The organism is Erwinia sp. B116 (assembly GCF_002865965.1).
Taxonomy (GTDB): Bacteria; Pseudomonadota; Gammaproteobacteria; order Enterobacterales; family Enterobacteriaceae; genus Erwinia.
Genome location: NZ_JRZZ01000029.1, coordinates 12,783 through 30,203, shown reverse-complemented (window position 1 = coordinate 30,203; position 17,421 = coordinate 12,783). Strand labels below are relative to the sequence as shown.

General features: G+C 59.4%; 17 protein-coding genes and 1 riboswitch. Of the genes, 5 read left to right on the top strand and 12 right to left on the bottom strand.

Annotation, left to right across the window (positions count from 1 at the left end):
* Nucleotides 1–466: AraC family ligand binding domain-containing protein (locus tag NV64_RS17115; protein ID WP_199177687.1), on the bottom strand; the 466-nt coding region annotated here is incomplete at its 3' end.
* A 242-nt stretch (nucleotides 467–708) separates the two neighbouring features.
* On the opposite strand from NV64_RS17115, the gene NV64_RS17110 reads away from it, so the two are divergent.
* Nucleotides 709–2,013, top strand: a complete 1,305-nt coding sequence (locus tag NV64_RS17110; RefSeq protein WP_101506400.1) for an alpha-glucosidase/alpha-galactosidase — start codon at nucleotides 709–711, stop codon at nucleotides 2,011–2,013.
* Nucleotides 2,014–2,118: 105 nt separating this feature from the next.
* Nucleotides 2,119–3,570, top strand: a complete 1,452-nt coding sequence (gene melB / locus NV64_RS17105; protein ID WP_101506399.1) for a melibiose:sodium transporter MelB — start codon at nucleotides 2,119–2,121, stop codon at nucleotides 3,568–3,570.
* 70 nt (nucleotides 3,571–3,640) lie between these two features.
* Here melB and NV64_RS17100 read toward each other — a convergent pair whose 3' ends face one another.
* The 3 genes from NV64_RS17100 to NV64_RS17095 form a co-directional block, all read right to left on the bottom strand.
* The gene (locus tag NV64_RS17100) at nucleotides 3,641–4,087 is read right to left on the bottom strand and encodes a hypothetical protein (protein WP_146005512.1); all 447 of its coding nucleotides are present in this window, start codon (nucleotides 4,085–4,087) and stop codon (nucleotides 3,641–3,643) included.
* A complete protein-coding gene (locus tag NV64_RS23245) occupies nucleotides 4,056–4,238 on the bottom strand; it encodes a hypothetical protein (RefSeq protein WP_146005511.1) in 183 nt (60 codons plus the stop codon). Before NV64_RS23245 ends, NV64_RS17100 begins: the two co-directional genes overlap by 32 nt.
* 305 nt (nucleotides 4,239–4,543) lie before the next feature.
* Nucleotides 4,544–5,677, bottom strand: coding sequence for an ABC transporter substrate-binding protein (locus NV64_RS17095; protein ID WP_056233048.1), 1,134 nt, complete (start codon nucleotides 5,675–5,677; stop codon nucleotides 4,544–4,546).
* 298 nt (nucleotides 5,678–5,975) lie between these two features.
* Between NV64_RS17095 and NV64_RS17090 the strand changes: the two genes are divergently transcribed.
* Nucleotides 5,976–6,893 (top strand): NAD(P)-dependent oxidoreductase, encoded by a 918-nt coding sequence (locus tag NV64_RS17090; RefSeq protein WP_199177686.1) that lies wholly within the window; start codon nucleotides 5,976–5,978, stop codon nucleotides 6,891–6,893.
* Between the two features lie 42 nt (nucleotides 6,894–6,935).
* Here the strand turns inward: NV64_RS17090 and NV64_RS17085 are convergent, their stop codons facing one another.
* The 8 genes from NV64_RS17085 to NV64_RS17050 form a co-directional block, all read right to left on the bottom strand.
* Nucleotides 6,936–8,132 carry an FAD-dependent oxidoreductase gene (locus tag NV64_RS17085; RefSeq protein WP_101506398.1) on the bottom strand — a complete coding sequence of 399 codons (1,197 nt, stop codon included), beginning with the start codon at nucleotides 8,130–8,132 and terminating at the stop codon, nucleotides 6,936–6,938.
* Nucleotides 8,133–8,216: 84 nt separating this feature from the next.
* A complete protein-coding gene (locus tag NV64_RS17080; RefSeq protein WP_056233042.1) occupies nucleotides 8,217–9,152 on the bottom strand; it encodes an ABC transporter substrate-binding protein in 936 nt (311 codons plus the stop codon).
* 25 nt (nucleotides 9,153–9,177) lie between these two features.
* A complete protein-coding gene (locus tag NV64_RS17075; protein WP_056233469.1) occupies nucleotides 9,178–9,945 on the bottom strand; it encodes an ABC transporter permease in 768 nt (255 codons plus the stop codon).
* 97 nt (nucleotides 9,946–10,042) lie between these two features.
* A complete protein-coding gene (locus tag NV64_RS17070; protein WP_056233040.1) occupies nucleotides 10,043–10,789 on the bottom strand; it encodes an ABC transporter ATP-binding protein in 747 nt (248 codons plus the stop codon).
* The gene (gene tenA / locus NV64_RS17065; protein ID WP_101506397.1) at nucleotides 10,789–11,502 is read right to left on the bottom strand and encodes a thiaminase II; all 714 of its coding nucleotides are present in this window, start codon (nucleotides 11,500–11,502) and stop codon (nucleotides 10,789–10,791) included. Before tenA ends, NV64_RS17070 begins: the two co-directional genes overlap by 1 nt.
* A gap of 61 nt (nucleotides 11,503–11,563) precedes the next feature.
* A riboswitch (TPP riboswitch) is annotated at nucleotides 11,564–11,668 on the bottom strand.
* Nucleotides 11,669–11,694: 26 nt separating this feature from the next.
* On the bottom strand, nucleotides 11,695–12,162 hold the full coding sequence (locus tag NV64_RS17060) for an HIT family protein (RefSeq protein ID WP_101506396.1): 468 nt from the start codon (nucleotides 12,160–12,162) through the stop codon (nucleotides 11,695–11,697).
* Nucleotides 12,163–12,400: 238 nt separating this feature from the next.
* Nucleotides 12,401–14,062, bottom strand: coding sequence for a methyl-accepting chemotaxis protein (locus tag NV64_RS17055; RefSeq protein WP_101506395.1), 1,662 nt, complete (start codon nucleotides 14,060–14,062; stop codon nucleotides 12,401–12,403).
* A gap of 197 nt (nucleotides 14,063–14,259) precedes the next feature.
* Nucleotides 14,260–15,021, bottom strand: a complete 762-nt coding sequence (locus NV64_RS17050) for a DeoR/GlpR family DNA-binding transcription regulator (protein WP_101506394.1) — start codon at nucleotides 15,019–15,021, stop codon at nucleotides 14,260–14,262.
* Between the two features lie 244 nt (nucleotides 15,022–15,265).
* Here NV64_RS17050 and NV64_RS17045 point away from each other — a divergent pair, with 244 nt between their 5' ends.
* Nucleotides 15,266–16,261, top strand: a complete 996-nt coding sequence (locus tag NV64_RS17045; RefSeq protein WP_101506393.1) for a Gfo/Idh/MocA family protein — start codon at nucleotides 15,266–15,268, stop codon at nucleotides 16,259–16,261.
* Complete coding sequence (locus NV64_RS17040; protein WP_233209023.1) at nucleotides 16,258–17,292, top strand: Gfo/Idh/MocA family oxidoreductase; 1,035 nt, start codon at nucleotides 16,258–16,260, stop codon at nucleotides 17,290–17,292. Before NV64_RS17045 ends, NV64_RS17040 begins: the two co-directional genes overlap by 4 nt.
* Nucleotides 17,293–17,421: the final 129 nt, after the last annotated feature.

Genomic DNA, 17,421 nt, shown 5'->3' with positions numbered 1-17,421 from the left:
CGGCGATCAGCGCGTCCAGAAACAGGCAGGTCAGCCCGGTAATGCGCAGCGAATGCAGTGGATCTTCGGCGATCAACGCCTGCAGCAGTCGGCCCTCACCGGCCAGGGAATCAGGGTCTTTTGGACGGTACAGCGGCATATCGCGCCGTAATCCGCATTTTTCCAGGCTTCTTGCCGCCACCAGGCCATCCATCTCAATCCACATATACTCCCAGGGGGTGCGTTTATCTGCCACGTAGGTGGTAATTTCGTGCGGCCAGATCAGAAAGGCTTCCCCCTGTCTGACCGGCCAGCTGTGCTGTTCAGTATGGAGCGTGCCGCAACCCTGTATCACATAATGCAAAAGATAGTGCTGACGCACCGCCGGGCCATAGCTGTGCTGGCTGGTACAGACTTCATGGCCGTACTGATAAATGTTCAGCCCGAACTGCGCGATATCATCCGGATTAATATCTTTCTGAATCATGCCACTCTCCCGTAGTTGACTGAATTACAGCAATATTTTTCATAAAAAACAGACCCGATATCTGCAGGATGTGAGCCTGAGCATTTTATTAACGCTTTCCTGAGGCGAATTAGCGAGCCAGATCACAGTTCAATTTCAGCGTCATTTTTCACCATATCAATGTCAAAAAATGACATAGGCAGGCCCGCGGGCTTTGCCTAGAGTGGGTTCAACTTCACCCGATGTCTGATAAGGAACTGACCATGAAAATTACTTTTCTCGGTGCCGGCAGCACCGTTTTCGCCAAAAACGTACTGGGGGATATTCTGGCTACCCCGGCGCTGCAGCAGGTCGATATCGCCCTGTACGATATCGATGAGCAGCGGCTCAACGACTCCTGGCAGATGCTGAATAACCTCAACGCCAATCTGAGCCAGGGCAAAGCACGGATCGAAAAATTTGCCGGGGTGGAAAATCGTCGCCGCGCCCTGCAGGGTGCCAGCTATGTGATCAACGCCATTCAGGTTGGCGGCTACGATCCCTGCACCATTACCGACTTTGAGATTGCCAAAAAATATGGCCTGCGCCAGACCATCGCCGATACGCTGGGCATCGGCGGGCTGTTCCGTGCGCTGCGCACCATCCCGGTGATGCTGGAGTTTGCTCGTGATATGGAAGCGGTGTGCCCGGACGCCTGGCTGCTTAACTACACCAACCCGATGGCCTCGCTGACCGGGGCGATGCTGCGGCACACCGGGATCAAAACCGTTGGCCTGTGCCACAGCGTGCAGGTCTGCGCCGAAACGCTGCTTAAGTCGGTGGATATGCCGACGGATGGCGTAAAATGGCAAATCGCCGGTATTAACCATATGGCCTGGCTGCTGAACATCAGCCGCAATGGCGAAGATCTTTACCCGGAAATCAAGCGCCGCGCCGCCGCGCTGCAGCACAGGCACGACGATATGGTGCGCCATGAAATCATGCGCGTGTTCGGCTGCTACGTCACCGAATCCTCCGAGCATAACGCCGAGTACATGCCGTACTGGATCAAGCGTAATTACCCGGAGCTGATCGAACGTTTCAACATCCCGCTCGACGAATACCCGCGCCGCTGCATTGAGCAGATTGACCGCTGGCAGCTGCAGCGCGAGCGGCTGACGCAGAATGACAACCTGACCCATACCCGCAGCCACGAATATGCGTCGTGGATGATCGAAGCGATGGAGACCGACGTGCCGTACAAGATCGGCGGCAACGTGCTGAATAACGGGCTGATTACCAACCTGCCGGCGGAGGCCTGCGTCGAGGTGCCGTGCCTGGTGGATGGCCAGGGCGTAACGCCGTGCCACGTCGGTGCGCTGCCGCCGCAGTTGGCCGCGCTGAACCGCACCAATATCAACACCCAGCTGCTGACTATTGAAGCGGCGGTCAGCCGTAAAAAAGAGCATATCTACCACGCCGCGCTGCTCGATCCGCACACCTCGGCAGAGCTGTCGATTGATGACACCATCCGCCTGTGTGACGAGCTGATCGCCGCCCACGGTGACTGGCTGCCGGCGTACCGCTAACGCATACCCGGGATCCCCCGCCAAACTTACCCTTAACCGGAACCCTCACTGAAAGGTCGGCAGGTGGCGCAAATCGCCTGCCGGTCGGGGACGTGCGGAGCAGCAATGAGCGTGTCACTGAAAACCAAGGTTAGCTTCGGACTCGGTGCCTTCGGCAAGGACTTTGCCATCGGCATTATCTATATGTACCTGATGTACTACTACACCGACGTGGTCGGCGTGTCGGTCAGCATGGTCGCCTCGCTGTTCCTGGTGGCGCGCATTCTGGATGCGCTATTCGACCCGGTGATGGGCTGGATCGTCGAGCGCACCCGCAGCCGCTGGGGCAAGTTTAAGCCGTGGATTCTGGCTGGCACGCTGACCAATTCGGCGGTGCTGGTGTCGGTGTTCAGCGCCCACCACTTTGAAGGCGGCGCGCTGATCGCCTGGATCTGGGCCACCTATCTGCTGTGGGGCTTTACCTACACGCTGATGGATGTGCCGTTCTGGTCACTGGTGCCCTGCATCACGCTGGATAAAAAGGAGCGTGAGGCGCTGATCCCGTGGCCGCGCTTCTTCGCCAGCCTGGCCGGTTATACCACCGGGGTGATTGGCCTGCCGCTGGTCAATGCCCTCGGCAACGGCGATAAGGGGCAGGGTTTTATGCTGTTCTCGCTGATCCTCGTGGCGTTCTTTATCGCCTCCGCCATCATCACCCTGCGTAATATTGAAGAGAAGTACTCCTCCTCGGCCACGCCTGCCGCCGCTGAACACACCACCCTGAAGGCGGTGTTAAGCATGATTTTCCGCAACCGCCCGCTGTTTGCGCTGCTGCTGATGGCGCTGGCGTGGAACCTCGCGCACAACGTCATCACCGCGTTTGCCATCTACTACTTCACCTACGTGGTCGGCAAAGCGGAGCTGTTCCCGTGGTATATGATGTACGCCGGCATCGCTAACCTGGTAGCCATCCTCTGCTTCCCGAAACTGGTGGCGCGCTTCTCGCGCCGGACGCTGTGGATCAGCGCCTCGGTGCTGCCGGTGCTCAGCTGTCTGCTGCTGCTGGCGGTAAGCCTGTTTGCGCCGCAGAGCGCCACGCTGATTTCGCTCTCCGGCATCCTGGCGAACGTCGGTAGCGCGTTCTTCTGGGTGCTGCTGGTGATCATGGTGGCGGACACCGTTGACTGGGGCGACTATGCGCTGGGCGTGCGTATCGAAAGCATCGCCTACTCGGTGCAGACCATGGTGGTCAAGGCCGGTGCGGCTTTCGCCGGGCTGCTGATCGGCGTGATGCTGGGCATCGTCGGCTACGTGCCCGGTGCGGTGCAGTCGGCCAGTACGGTGATCGGCATGCAGGGGATTATGATCGTCGTGCCGCTGCTGTTCTTTATGCTGACGCTGTGGATCTATCTGCGGCACTACAAGCTGGACGGCGACGTTCTGCAGCAGATGCAGCGCGCGCTGCAGCAGAAATACGATCACGGGGTCACGCCGGTCGCGCCACCGTTAACGCCGGCTGCAGCGGTAACGGCAGAAAAGCGTCCGGGCGCAACCGCGATACGTCCGGGAGAGATCTAAGCTGGCGCAGTGGCACGGTGCGTGCGCCTCCCTTGTGGGAACGCCGGGGGGCAGCCGCGCACGGTGCTGTTTAGCGGGTAATCTGCCCGCTCAGACGCTCGCGAATCGATCGCATATAGTCGCGATCGTATTTACGTCGGAGAGAGCCGAACATCTCGTCATGGGATATCAGGTTATGTAACACCATCATCGTCCCGATCCCCCCATCGTGGTGTTCGTCCCTGAAGGTGACAACCAGCAGGGGATCGACATCCGTACGATCGACTCGGGTATGATTAATACCAATATACCAGGGAGAGGAGCCAGTCGTGGAGTTGGAGTCTTTCACCATGCCATAAGCAAAAAGATCGCCATGTTGATAGACATCGACAAAGCCTTGCTGAAGCCAGAGCTCGATCAGATTAAGCAGGTCCTCTTCGTACGATTCGACAACCTCTTTATCGAAACCAAAAAACAGGCTGACTTCATCGAAATGTGGATTGATCTCAACCGACGTAATACTTCTTCGGATTATCAATGGGGGTTCCCTCGGCGTTGGTTGCTCCCTTGCGCGCCAGACGGAACTGCTGGCGAAGTGCTTCCCGGGAGCGACCATTGATTTCCACTCCAGGCACCTTAGCGGCCTGTTGCAGAATAGTGTTTACCTCTGGAGCATTCACGTTTTTCATAAGCACCTCGCTGTGTGATAAGTGAGCAATGGTAACACAGGAACTGACGTCGTGAATGACCTGAGCCCCACCTTTTTACAAAGGCTAACGTGTTCCGGTCTCTGAAGTTATCCGTTAATCGCAGAGTTCCCGCACCACGTCTGGCGAACAGTAAACGCAGTGCAGGCAAATCGGAGAGAGGCATTTTGTGCTAACAGAACAGGTGAAGCCACAAGATGGAAGCAGGCCCGCAATATTCATGCTGAAAGCCAAAAAAAAAACCGCGCGCTGGCGGGCAGTGCGCGGCAGAGGGGGCGGGCGAGGGGTTATTTCGCCGGATGGTACTGCAGGTTGATCGGTGCCGCCGGAATGGTGGTGAACTGGCTGATGATGGTGCGGTAGTCCGCTTCCGGGTTCAGATCCTTAAACTGCTGCGGGTAGAAGTCCTTCGCCAGGATCTCCATGCCGATAATGTTATACGGGTGGTTATAGAAGTGGTGGTAGACCGCCGCCACCTTGCCCGCCTTCACCGCCGGAATATCTTTTACGCCGGTACGGTTGCGCAGGCTGTCAAAGGTGGCCTTGATCTCATCGGTGGTGGTGTTATAGCCCAGCGGGATCACGGTGCTGCCTTTACCGCCGCGTTTGGAACCGCTCATCACATAGTAGTCCGGGTTTTCGCTAATCACTTTCTCCACCGGGATCACGCCGGTCGCGCCCGGCAGCAGTTCAGAGCCGATATTCACCGCACCCACCGCTTCCGCCAGCCCGCCCCAGCCGTTGTGGCTATGGGTAAAGCAGCAGGAGTCACCGCCGCCGCTGATGCCGGCAATCGGTTCAATAAATACCCGCGGCTTCGGCGACACGTTTTTTACCGCGTTCTGAATGGCCGTCAGCTTCTGGTTATAGAAGGTGGTGTACTCCGCCGCGTGGCTCTCCTGGTTCAGCACCTTACCCAGCAGGGTGACGCTGTTGGCGGTATTCTGCACCGCGTGCAGCTCATCATCAATAAACAGCACCGGCACTTTCAGGTCGGCCAGCTGCTTCAGCACGCCGGTCTGCTGCAGGGCCGGTTTGGCGCGCAGCTGGGCGATCATCAGGTCGGGGTGCTTTGAGATCACCGTTTCCAGATTCACCTGTCCCTGATCGGAGAAGCCCATATCCAGAATCGATGCGGATTCCGGCCAGCGTTGCTGCAACAGATTCCAGCTGCCGCTGTCCTGCTTCTTCAGCAGGTTATTCCACGTTACCACGCGCTTAAACGGGTTCTCACGGTCCAGCAGCGCCAGGTTAAGAATATCGCGGCCGTCCTGCAGGATCACCCGCTGCGGCTCTTTATCCAGCGTGACCTGCTGACCGTCCATATCGGTCACGGTCAGCGGGTAGGTGGTGGCGAAGGCGAGCGCGGGCAGCGTGCTCAGCAGCAGGGCGGAAAGCTTAAGTTTGAAGGTGTTGTTCATGGTGTGCAGATCCGGCGTTAGTTCAGAATAGGGGAATGATAGTTATTATCATTCTCCTTAAACAATAGGTAAACTTCTTAAAGAAATGTCACTAAATTGTAAGGCCGGGTCATATTTTGCTGCAAAACTGGCCTTTATGCTGTCCAGGCTTTCGCCGCACCGTTCTGGCGGCCGCTGTGCAGCAGCAACGGATCCGCGTCTGCTATGCGACATACGTGGCCGGCGGCACGAGTGAGGCAAGGATATTGACGCGCAGCAACCGTCTGGCGGTAGTGGTTACCGGGGCACAGGTGCTGTAATGACGATACGTAGCGGTAAAGGAGAAGAGCAGATGAGTGATAATCATATTGGCATACTGGGTACCGGGCTGATGGGCGCGCCGATCGCGCGGCGGCTGGCGGCGGCGGGCTGGAAGGTCAGTGCCTGGAACCGCAGCGCGGAGAAGCTAACCCCGCTGGTGGCCGAGGGCATCACGCCGGCCGCCACACCCGCTGAGCTGGCGGCGCACTGCGAAGTACTCATCTGCCTGCTCAGCGATGCTGACGCCTGTGAACAGGCGATTTTCGCCCCCGGCGCGGCGTTATCGGCGGCCCGTCCGGGTACGGCGCTGCTGATGATGAGCACCCTGTCACCGGAGATTGTCAGCGGGCAGGCCGAACGGGCCGCCGCCGCCGGCGTTGAGTTTCTCGATCTGCCGGTGTCCGGCGGCACGCGCGGCGCAGAGCAGGGCACGCTGTCGCTGATGGCCGGCGGCGATGCGGCGCTGATTGAGCGTCTGCAACCGCTGCTGGCGGTAACAGGGCGGGTTACGCGGGTTGGCGAGGTCGGGGCCGGGCAGCTGACCAAACTGGTCAATCAGATCGTGGTGGCTGGCACATTGTCACTGCTGTCGGAAGCGCTGCTGCTGGCCGAACGCGGCGGGGCTGACCCGGTGCAGGTGCGCGAGGCGCTGCTCGGCGGTTTTGCCGACTCCACCCTTCTGCGCCAGCACGGTGAACGCATGGTCAGCGGGGATTTCGCCGCGCGCGGCCCGGCCAAATGGCAGCTGAAAGACACCCGCAGCGCGGTGGCGCTGGCCGACGAACTGGGCCTGTCGCTGCCGCTGACCACCACCGTCAATCAGCTGTTCACCCAGATGATCGCCGCCGGTGACGGTGAGCTGGATCACTGCGCGATCCTGCGCCAGATCCGACGGCTGAACGGCGAACGGCTCTGACCGCTGCGTTAATGATGCCGGGCCGTTGATGCGTATCCCCGGCTAAAGCCGGGGTTTTTCCCGTCGGAAGCCCAGGCCGATGATCCAGCCAAACACGTAAGGCAGGAAGCGGTAGCGCTTGATAATGCGCGGCAGCGGGCTGGGCTGCCCCTCGGGGCGCTTTTTGCCGCTCATCTTAATCTGGATAAACTGCGTGGCGCGGGTGGGAAACGCGCGGCGCTTCTGTACCTTTTGCAGCTGCTGCAGGCTGACGCTGCCTCGCAGCAGCGGGCGGGTAAGCAGATTGGCGGCCGCCACCGCATCCTGAATCGCCAGGTTTACTCCCACGCCGCCAATCGGCGACATCGCGTGCGCGGCGTCGCCGATGCACAGCAGGCCGGGTTTTGCCCAGGCATCCAGCCGGTCAATTTTAATCTCCAGCAGGCGGAAGTCCTGCCAGCCCTGTAACTGCCCTAACCGTTCGGCGGAGAAGGGGGCAACGGCGGCAATCTGCTGCTTAAACGCATCCACATTCCCCTGGCTCAGCTGGGCATACTCGCCTTTCATAATTGAATAGCCGCACTGCCAGAAGTCGCCGCGGTCGATCATAATAAAGTTCTGCTTTGGCCCCTTATGGCCCATGCCCCACTGCGGATCGTCCGCCTGTTTATCCAGCCGGAACCACACCACGTCGCGCGGCGCGCCGAACGACTGACCGGTTAAGCCTGCCTGCTGGCGCACCCGCGAATGGCGACCGTCGCAGCCGACCACCAGTTGTGCCGTAATCTCAGTCTGCTGCTCGCCGTTTAACGCGGTGACGCCGCAGACGCGATCGCCGTCATAGCGCAGTTCGCCAAAGGCGGTGGACTGCAGCAGGGTAAAACCGGGCAGCGCGCGGGCTTTGGCGGCGAGAAAATTGAGAAAGTCCCACTGCGGCATAAAGGCGATATAGCGGCATTTCACCGGCAGGCGGCGGAAGTCCGCCAGCGTCACCTCTTCGCCGCCCACTTCCGCCTGCAGGCGTTCGGCCTTCTGGTGCGGCAGGGTCAGCAGTTCCTCCAGCAGCCCGAGCTGGTGCATGATCTGCAGGGTGGAGGGGTGAATGGTGTCGCCGCGAAAGTCGCGCAGAAAGTCCGGGTGCTTTTCCAGCACCACCACCTGAACGCCGGCGCGGGCCAGTAAGTAGCCGAGCATCAGCCCGGCGGGGCCACCGCCGACGATGCAGCAGTCGGTGGTGAGGGAGGATACTGCCTGAGTCATAACGCCGCTCCTGGGTAAACTGTCCGATATGATAATAGTTCTCATTATCCCCCTCGGACAGCTTTTTTCACTGCGGCAGCGCGATTATTTAATTTCTACCGCGTACTGCTCCACCGGGGTGATTTTCTTAATCAGCTTATTGTCGAACATAAACTGCTCGTAGGCCTGGTAACGGGCGGTATCCAGGTGGGCCGGATCGGCGGCAAACAGCGGCAGGCTCTTTTTCCACGCCAGGCGGTTCAGTTCGGTGTTCAGTTCAGGATGGGTGGCGGCAAACTTTTTCCAGGTCTCGTCCGGGTGCGCCTGCAGATACTCGCCGCCTTTTTTCAGCGCGGCGAGGAATTTCTTCACCTTCGGCGCGGCCACGTCGTCGCGGTTGGCGACGATAATCAGCTCGTCGTAGGCCGGGGTGCCGTAATCTTCCACGTTAAACACCACCGGCTTCCTGCCCTGCAGCTGCAGCTCCAGCGCTTCGATATTGCGGTAGCCGCCGATCACCGCATCCACCTGGCCCGCCAGCAGCGCGCCGGAGAGCTGGAAGTTAACGTTGATCATTTTAACGTCGGTGGTGGCTACCCCTTCATGCTTCAGCATGGTGTTCAGGGTGGCGTCCTCAATGCCGCTCACCGAGAAGCCAACGGTTTTTCCCTTCAGCCCGGCGGGGGTGGTGATGCTTTTATCCAGCGTCATCACCGTGTTCAGCGGCGTGTTGACCAGCGTACCGACGCGCACCAGCGGCAGGTTCCGATCGGCAAAGTAGTGCAGCTGCGGCTGATAGGTGATCGCCAGGTCGGCTTTCTTTGCCGCCACCAGACGCGGCGGCAGCGACGGATCGGACGGTGGCACGATCGTAACGTCCAGCCCTTCGGCCTTAAAGGCACCGATCTGTTCGGCCACCAGAATCGGCGCGTGGTCCGGATTCACGTACCAGTCGAGCATCAGCGTGACCTTTTCGGCGGCCAGCGCCGGGGTGGTGCAGAGGGCGCTTAACAGCAGCGCGCAGGCGTTCTTTTTCAGCATGGTAAACCCTTATTATCGTTGTTAATCAGCGGCTGTCCGGTGCCCAGCGGATCAGCCGCCGCAGCAGCGCATCCACCGCTATCCAGAGTGAAACGGTCATTAAAATCAGGATAAACAGCGCGGCAAAGCACTGCTCCGGCTGCATACGGGCGTTGGCGTTGATCATCACGTAGCCCAGCCCCTCGGCGGAGCCGACCCATTCGCCGATAATCGCGCCGATCGGGGCCACGGCGGCGGCCATGCGCAGGCCGGTGCCGAAGGCGGGCAGCGCCGCCATCAGCCGCACGTGGCGCAGCTGAGCCCGGGGCGACGCGCCCAGCGTGCGTGCCAGATCCAGCCAGCCGCTGTCCACCCGCCGCAGGCCGTCGAAGAACGCCGACGTGACCGGGAAGAAGATCACCAGCACCGCCATCGCCACCTTGGCGCTCATGCCAAAGCCGAACCACAGCACCAGCAGCGGGGCGAGGGCAAACACCGGGATCGCCTGGCTGGTCAGCACCAGCGGCATCAGCCAGCGCTGCAGGCGCGGTGAGCCGATCATCGCCAGCGCCAGCAGCGCGCCGAACAGCACGCCGAGGAGCAGCCCGGAAAACACCTCCGAGGCGGTAATCAGCGTATGCCAGGCCAGATAGTCGCGGCCGGTCCACAGCGCCTGCGCCACGGCGGCGGGCGAGGGCAGCAGAAAGGCCGGGATCGCGCCAAAGGTAGTGACTCCCCACCACAGCAGCAGCAGCCCGGCAAACACCGTCAGTCCACGCCGCCAGCGGGTAAAACGGCTGTCGCGGTGCATCATTCTGTTTTCACCGGTCACCCAGCGGGTAATGCGTCGTTCACGGGGCATCATTCGGCTTCTCCGGTCAGCCAGCGGGTAGGGCGTCGTTCATGGAGCATCATTCGGCTTCCCCCGACAGCTGGCGCATCAGCTCGCCCTGGCTTCTCAGCAGATCGGCGTTATCCGGTGCGCGCGGCGGCAGCCCGGCGATAGTGTGGCCGTCATCAATGCCGCCTGGATGGCGGTGCAGCACCAGCAGGCGGTGGCTGAGTCGGCAGGCCTCCTGCGGATCGTGGGTGATCAGCAGCACCGTGCGCCCGGCCAGCAGCGTGGCCGCCAGCGTCTGAATGCTGGCGCGGGTAATCGCATCCAGCGCCGAAAACGGCTCATCCATCAGCACCACCGGCCGATCCTCATACAGTGTGCGGGCGATGGCGGCGCGCTGGCGCATGCCGCCGGAGAGCACCGCGGGCAGATCGTCGCCGTGGCCGCCGAGCCCTACCTGTTCCAGCAGCAGCTGCGCCCGCGACATATCCGGCCGCTCGCCGCGCAGGCGCGGGCCGAGAGTGATGTTCTGCAACACGCTGAGCCACGGATACAGCAGGTCCTGCTGGCCCATCCAGGCGATGCGCCCCGCAATCGGCTGGCCGTCGCTGCCGCTCACCGTGCCGCTACTGGCGTTCTCCAGCCCGGCAAGTATCTTCAGCAGGCTGGTCTTACCGGCACCGCTGGCCCCCAGCAGCGCAACAAAGCTGCCGCCGGTGATATCAAAACTCAGCCGCTCAAAGATGGTACGTGCGCCAAACCGCAGGCTGAGGTCGCGAACCTGAATGCCGGGCGGCGGGGTGGTTAACGGCTGTGACATTATCTGCGTTCCGCCTGGCCAACGGCGTTCAGCCCCATCTGCCAGAAGGCCGACTCCAGCCGGGTGGCGGTGGCGAAAATCTCCGTCAGCCGGGCAAAGCGGCTTTCGGCTCCGCGATCGCGGCCAGCCTGCTCCAGCAGATCGATCGAGGCGCGCACGCTGGCGTGATAGCCGCTGTCGCCGTAGTTGGCGATCCACGAGGCGTAAGGATTGCCCTCCAGCACCGTGGCCGGGCTGTGTAACAGTGTCAGGCCAATCTCGGCGTAACCGGCCACGCAGGGCAGCAGCGCCGCCAGCAGATCCAGCGCGTCGCCTGAGTGGCCGATATCCAGCACGTAGCGGGTGTAGTTGATGGTCTCCATCGCTTCCGGCTCGGCGGCCATCTGCGCTTCGTTCAGCCCCCAGCTCTCGCAGTAGCCGACGTGCAGCGGCAGCTCGCCGACGATGCCGTTCAGCGAAGCGGTGGCGGCACGCATTTCCGGCAGCGTATGGAACTTGCTGACCAGCAGCGCATAGGCGCGGGCGAAGTGGACGAGGAACAGATAGTCCTGGGTCAGATAGCGGCGAAACGCCTCGTGGGGCAGGGTGCCCGCGCCCAGCTGCTGCACAAACGGATGGTTAACGTAGTGCTGCCAGTCGGCGTTGGTTGCGGCGCGCAGGCGGCCAAACAGCCCGTGGCTGAAATCAATAGGAGAAGCGGAATTATCGTACATAGGACCTCCAGTCAGTGTATGGAGATCCGGGCGTAATGGCGCGCTGAACAGGCAGTCTGGTGCTGTGGTGTCGACCCGTCCCTTCGCTGGCATGACCCAGATCAGGTTCAAAGGGTTCGGCATTGCTGCCATCTCAGCCCATCACAGGACACCCCTCGGAGGCGGTTGTTATACGATATTTAAAATGTTAATTCAACGGGGTTGATTCTGTGGGCAACTGCTGAGAAGCGCATCACCCAACAAAGTGGCAATCTTATGCTTCAGCGCGCCGTGTTGATCTTCCCTGTAAGGGGGAGCCGTTTTCCAGTCATAAAACCAGACCGGCATTCTGCGCTTCTGTTCCGGTTCAGACGCATAGCGCGGGAAGAGATGGCAGTGCAGTTCCGGTTCAGAGTTGCCCAGAATTTCATAGTTAATCCGCAACGCCCCTGTTGCCGCTAACATGGCATCTCCCAGTAGAGCCATATCCAGCAGATACTGTTGCCGGGCTGCTGTATCCAGATCGTTGAGAGCCGGCACCACCGGGTCAGGCAACAGCAGGCAGTAACCGGTCAGGAACTGAACATCACCCATCACCGCCCAACCGGACGGCATACGACAGATAACTTTATCGTTAGTGCCATTTCTGGCGGACGCAACGCGCTGTGAAATCAGTGACATTCGAGTCTCCTGTTAAGTAATGGAGCGGAGTAATCTATCCGTTAGCGCCGGGATAAGTGGACTGACCACCCTTTGCAGACGGGGTAGATGAAATCTCTGATATGTCAGCTGAACGTCCCTGAGAGGCACCCCGACTCACATTTCCCACAATGGCGGAGATTTCAGTATGAGTACATCACAAGCGCTGACGTACCAGCGCTTGTGACAGGTGTGTTCTCAGGTGCCGGGGCGCAAAAACTTAAAAGCTTTCCCAGTTTACTTTACTCGCGTCTGCGGCAGGCAAATGGGTGATTTTTGGAGCCTGAGACGTTCGGTTAAGCGGGGCCTTAGTCCCTGGCACTGCACGGGTAGTGTTATCTTCCAGGGTAAAAGTGGAGACCAGTTCGGAAAGGGTTTCCGACTGCTCCTGCAGGGATTTTGATGCCGCGGACGCTTCTTCTACCAGCGAGGCGTTCTGTTGTGTGACTTCATCCATCTGCCCAATGGCCTGATGAACCTGCTCAATGCCTTTACTCTGTTCAGAGGTTGCTGCAGCAATTTCATTAACCAGATCGGCCACCTGCTGAATCGCCGTGCTGACATTTTCTGTATTACCGCCAACCTGCGTTGCCTGCTCCAGTCCCTGCTCGACCTGTGAAACGGAAACTGAAATCAGGTCCTTGATCTCGCGCGCGGCAGAAGAAGAGCGCTGTGCCAGGTTACGCACCTCAGAAGCCACCACCGCAAACCCTCTGCCGTGCTCACCTGCGCGTGCGGCCTCAACCGCCGCGTTAAGCGCCAGGATATTGGTCTGGAATGAAATTCCTTCAATCAGCCCGGTGATTTCAGAAATTTTTGCTGAGCTGCCGCGAATATCGGACATGGTTTCCAGCATCTGACTGACGGCATTGCCGTTCTGCCGTGAGAGATCGTTCGCATTATTCGCCAGCGTGCTGGCCTGGACCGCACCCTCTGCGTTCTGCCTGACGGTATCGCTTAAGGTGGCCATGCTGGCGGCAGTCTGCTCCAGCGACGCTGCCTGCTGCTCGGTTCGTGAAGACAGGTCTTCATTGCCTGCGGCGATCTGGGTAGAGCCCGTGCTGACAGACTGTGCCGCATGGTTCACCGACACCAGGGTTGTCGAAACCTTTTTAAGCAGGTTGTTGAACGCCGTGGCGGTTTGCCCGATTTCATCATTTCTCAGCACGGAAGCCACTCGCGTCAGGTCAAGTGTATTACTGACCTCGGTCATGGTGTTTTGCATACTGTTCAGGCTGCGCTTAATGCCAAGGATGATTCGGATAGAAAACAGACCAAGCACCAGAATGACGGCGAGCGAGACACTGGTCATGATCCAAAACGTTTGCGAGTAGATCCGCTTATTTATGGCTCTTAATTCATCACCAATTTTAATATTTAAATCAATCTGCCTGATAAATGCTGACTCCATTTTTCTTGTGGCTGCGCCCACGCCATTCTCCCCTTTGAGCAGGTCCAGAGAAACCGCATCATTGTTATTGCTGGCGGAAGCGGTTAAAAAAGCAGGCAGAGCTGCACGAACGGCATCGATATTCGCGAATGCCTGCTCGGTCATCTTCTTATCCTCATCGCTGGAGATGTCGTTCGCCATGTAATAATCGGTAAGCGATTTCAACGTGTCCATCAGGCCGTTGATCCTCTGCTCGGCGGCGGTCTTGTCGGCGTTGTTAGTCGCCGTCTGATGGCGGTACAGCGCAATGCCCAGCTGATTGGTCGCACTGATTGATTTGTTCAGATCTTTGATACTGGGTATCGCATTCGCCTGGACATATTCAAAGCGCGACTGAAAACCCGAGATCACCGAGAGTGAAACGGCAACCAGTGAGAAAAGGGATAATGCCAGCAGAAAAAATGCCAACAACAAACGTTGTGTGATAGTCATATAAACCCTGATGTAAAGTTAAAAAATACAGTTCTGGGTTATCGGCGTCGTCTGACAAGGCTTTAATTAATTATTTATCCTGTATTTACCGAAGGTGCCTTGATGTTTTTTAAAGATGGGCTAAGCGTGGCGCAGGGGTTAATGCCCTGGCCAGTTTGAAAATTATTTATTTATGAACGCAACTGTCTGCTTTTTGCTCAAAATGAATCTTTATCCACCACCAGCAACTCAATCTCAAACCGCTCAATCAGCGCCAGAATAGTCTGCGGCGGCGTGCGGTCGGTGACGATCTGGTCGATATCCGCCCAGCCGCACGACTGGTGCATCAGCTGCGTATTGAATTTCTCAAACGCGGTGATGCACACCACCTTGCGTGCCTGCTGCGCCATCGCCAGCTTAAGCTGCGCGTCGGCTTCGGTTTCGGTGGTGATGCCGGCGGCCGACAGCGCGCTGACGCCGATAATCGCCCGATCGGCGTGATACTGGCGGATCTGCGCCACGGTGGTGCTGCCGAGGATGGCGTGCGAGTGGGCGTCGAGGCTGCCGCCGAGCACGGTAATGGCGACGTACGGCTTGCCGATCGCCTCGTTCAGCACCTCCGGCGAGTTGGTGATCACCGTCGCGGGCAGGGTCAGCTGGCGGGCGAGGGCGACGGAGGTGGTACCGGCGTCGATAAACAGGATCTCGTTGCTGGCGATGGTCTGTACCGCCCCCTGCGCCAGGCGCTGCTTCGTCTCGTCAAACTGCGGGCGGTTAACAAAGGGCACGCCCACCCGCGTTTCGGCCAGAATCGCCCCACCGCGTATGCGCATAATCTGCGGGTTGTGGCTCAGCCTGACCAGATCGCGCCGCGCGGAATCGGTCGAGATACCGTACTGCTGGCAGATCTCCTCCAGCGTCACCTTGCCCTGGCGCTTTATCCGTTGTTCCAGCTCAATCAGCCGCTCATCCTGGGTCATATCACGTCCGTCAGTTACGCTAAGGGGCAGGTGCGTTACGCCAACCGCTGACGCACCCGTTGCCATAAAATGGCATATCGCTTAAGTGATTGTAAGTGATTTTGCTTTATTATGCGCGTTTTTATGCTATTAATAAGCGATTGCGATCTCAGGGCGCGGGATTGTGGCCGCCGGAGGGCTGGCCGCAGAGGCTGATAGCGGCCCGCTGCCCTGAGGCAGAATCAGAACATTAACGAGGGGTATCATGAAATTAGCCATTCTTGGAACGGGTAAGATGGTGCAGGACCTGCTGACCACCCTGCATAAGGTAGAGATTGAATCCCCGTCGCTGCTGGCCACCGTTCGCAGCCGCGCGCACGCGGAGCAGCTGGCGGCGACGTACGGCATCGGCGCGGTGTTTTACGACTACGCAGAGCTGCTGGCCAGCGACGTGGATACGGTCTATATCGCCCTGCCAAACCACCTGCACTTTACCTTCGCCCGCCAGGCGCTGCAGGCCGGTAAACACCTGATCATCGAAAAACCGATTACCAGCAACGCCACCGAGCTGGCGGCGCTGAGCGCGCTGGCGGCAGAAAAGCAGCTGATGGTGCTGGAAGCGATGAACGTGCATGCGCTGCCCAGCTACCGCGCGCTGCGTGAGTCGCTGCCGGCGCTGGGCGAGCTGCGGCTGGTCAGCCTCAACTACAGCCAGTACTCCTCGCGCTACGCGGCGTTCCAGGCCGGCGAGGTACACGCGGCCTTTGACCCGCAGAAGTCGGGCGGCGCGCTGATGGATATCAATATCTACAACGTCCACTTCGCCATCGGCCTGTTTGGCAAGCCGCAGGCGGTCAGCTATCAGGCCAATATTCAGCGCGGTATCGATACCAGCGGCGTGATGATCCTCGACTACGGCAGCTTTAAGTGCGTGTGCATCGGGGCCAAAGACTGCCAGGCCCCGACCGTGTCGGTGCTGCAGGGCGAAAAGGCCAGCATCAGCCTGACGCTTCCGGTCAGCCAGGCGGTCAGCTTTGATCTGATCCGTCACGATGGCAGCAGCGAACACCACGACTTTACCGACGGGGAACACCGCCTGCTGTATGAGTTCCGGGAGTTTGCCCGCATCATCGACGGCCGCGATTTTGCTAGCGCAGAAAAAATGCTCACCGTCAGCCGCCAGGTGGCCGAGGTGATGGAAGAGGGCCGCCGGCAGCAGGGGATCGTCTTCCCGGCCGACGAAGCGGGAGCGGTATCATGAGCATGACAGAGAAACTGACCATTGGCTTTATCGGCAACGGCAAAAGCACCAACCGCTATCATCTGCCGTTTGTGCTGACGCGGGCCGATAAGATCGCCGTGAAAACCATTTACGCCCGCCGGTTAACCGCCGGTGAGTGGCCGCGCCAGGCCGGGGTTGATTACACCGACGACCTGCAACTGCTGCTGGGCGACCCGGCGGTCCAGCTGGTGGTGATCACTACCCCTTCCGCCAGCCACTTTTCGCTGGCAGAACAGGTGCTGCTGGCCGGCAAACACTGCGTGGTGGAGAAACCTTTTACCGCCACGCTGGCCGAAGCCGAACGGCTGTTTGCGCTGGCGGCAGAGCGCGGGCTGATGATCCAGTGCTATCAGAACCGCCGCTTCGACAGCGACTACCTGACCACCCGCAGGGTGATCGACTCCGGCGTGCTCGGCGAACTGCTGGAGCTGGAGATGCACTACGACTACTTCCGCCCGGAGGTGCCGCAGTCGGTCACGCACTTCAGCCAGATCGACTCTTACCTGTATGGCCACGGCTGCCACACCCTCGATCAGGTGATCGCCTGGTTTGGCGAGCCGGACCGCGTGCACTACGACGTGCGCCAGCTGCTGGGGCCGGGGCGAATGAACGACTATTTTGATGTCGATCTCTATTACCGCAGCCTGAAGGTGTCGGTGAAATCCAGCTATTTCCGGGTTAAAGAGCGCCCGAGCTTTGTGGTTTACGGCAGCAAAGGCACGTTTGTTAAGCACAAAAAAGATCGTCAGGAGGAGCACCTGAAGCTGTTTTATCTGCCGCATCAGCCCGGGTTTGGCCTTGATACGCCGGAAGAGTACGGCGTGCTGAGCTGGGTGGACGAGCAGGGCGTATTCCACGAACAGAAGGTGGTCTCTGAGCGCGGCGACTACGCGCGCTATTACGACGCCCTGTACGACACGCTGATCCACGGGCAGCCAAAGCTGGTCAGCGACCAGCAGACGCTGTTGCAGATCCGCCTGCTGGAAGAGGGAATTCAGGGGCTGAGCTAACTTCCGCCAGCCTGGACCGGTACTTCTGTCATTGAGCATAAGATGCTAAAGGCTCAGGGAAGGCGATTATAGCTTTGTAGCTATATTTGTTTGGAGCTATATTTGTGAGGGCATCTGGTGGTGAGGAAA

What these genes read in the sequence shown, in the direction of transcription:
- NV64_RS17050 (WP_101506394.1), bottom strand. Translation starts at nt 15,021, where the DNA reads ATGACCCAGGATGAGCGGCTGATTGAGCTGGAACAACGGATAAAGCGC.
- NV64_RS23245 (WP_146005511.1), bottom strand. Translation starts at nt 4,238, where the DNA reads ATGAAAAACGTGAATGCTCCAGAGGTAAACACTATTCTGCAACAGGCC.
- NV64_RS17045 (WP_101506393.1), top strand. Translation starts at nt 15,266, where the DNA reads ATGAAATTAGCCATTCTTGGAACGGGTAAGATGGTGCAGGACCTGCTG.
- NV64_RS17060 (WP_101506396.1), bottom strand. Translation starts at nt 12,162, where the DNA reads ATGTCACTGATTTCACAGCGCGTTGCGTCCGCCAGAAATGGCACTAAC.
- NV64_RS17110 (WP_101506400.1), top strand. Translation starts at nt 709, where the DNA reads ATGAAAATTACTTTTCTCGGTGCCGGCAGCACCGTTTTCGCCAAAAAC.
- NV64_RS17055 (WP_101506395.1), bottom strand. Translation starts at nt 14,062, where the DNA reads ATGACTATCACACAACGTTTGTTGTTGGCATTTTTTCTGCTGGCATTA.
- NV64_RS17080 (WP_056233042.1), bottom strand. Translation starts at nt 9,152, where the DNA reads ATGCTGAAAAAGAACGCCTGCGCGCTGCTGTTAAGCGCCCTCTGCACC.
- melB (WP_101506399.1), top strand. Translation starts at nt 2,119, where the DNA reads ATGAGCGTGTCACTGAAAACCAAGGTTAGCTTCGGACTCGGTGCCTTC.
- NV64_RS17085 (WP_101506398.1), bottom strand. Translation starts at nt 8,132, where the DNA reads ATGACTCAGGCAGTATCCTCCCTCACCACCGACTGCTGCATCGTCGGC.
- NV64_RS17070 (WP_056233040.1), bottom strand. Translation starts at nt 10,789, where the DNA reads ATGTCACAGCCGTTAACCACCCCGCCGCCCGGCATTCAGGTTCGCGAC.
- NV64_RS17040 (WP_233209023.1), top strand. Translation starts at nt 16,258, where the DNA reads ATGAGCATGACAGAGAAACTGACCATTGGCTTTATCGGCAACGGCAAA.
- tenA (WP_101506397.1), bottom strand. Translation starts at nt 11,502, where the DNA reads ATGTACGATAATTCCGCTTCTCCTATTGATTTCAGCCACGGGCTGTTT.
- NV64_RS17075 (WP_056233469.1), bottom strand. Translation starts at nt 9,945, where the DNA reads ATGATGCACCGCGACAGCCGTTTTACCCGCTGGCGGCGTGGACTGACG.
- NV64_RS17090 (WP_199177686.1), top strand. Translation starts at nt 5,976, where the DNA reads ATGACGATACGTAGCGGTAAAGGAGAAGAGCAGATGAGTGATAATCAT.
- NV64_RS17095 (WP_056233048.1), bottom strand. Translation starts at nt 5,677, where the DNA reads ATGAACAACACCTTCAAACTTAAGCTTTCCGCCCTGCTGCTGAGCACG.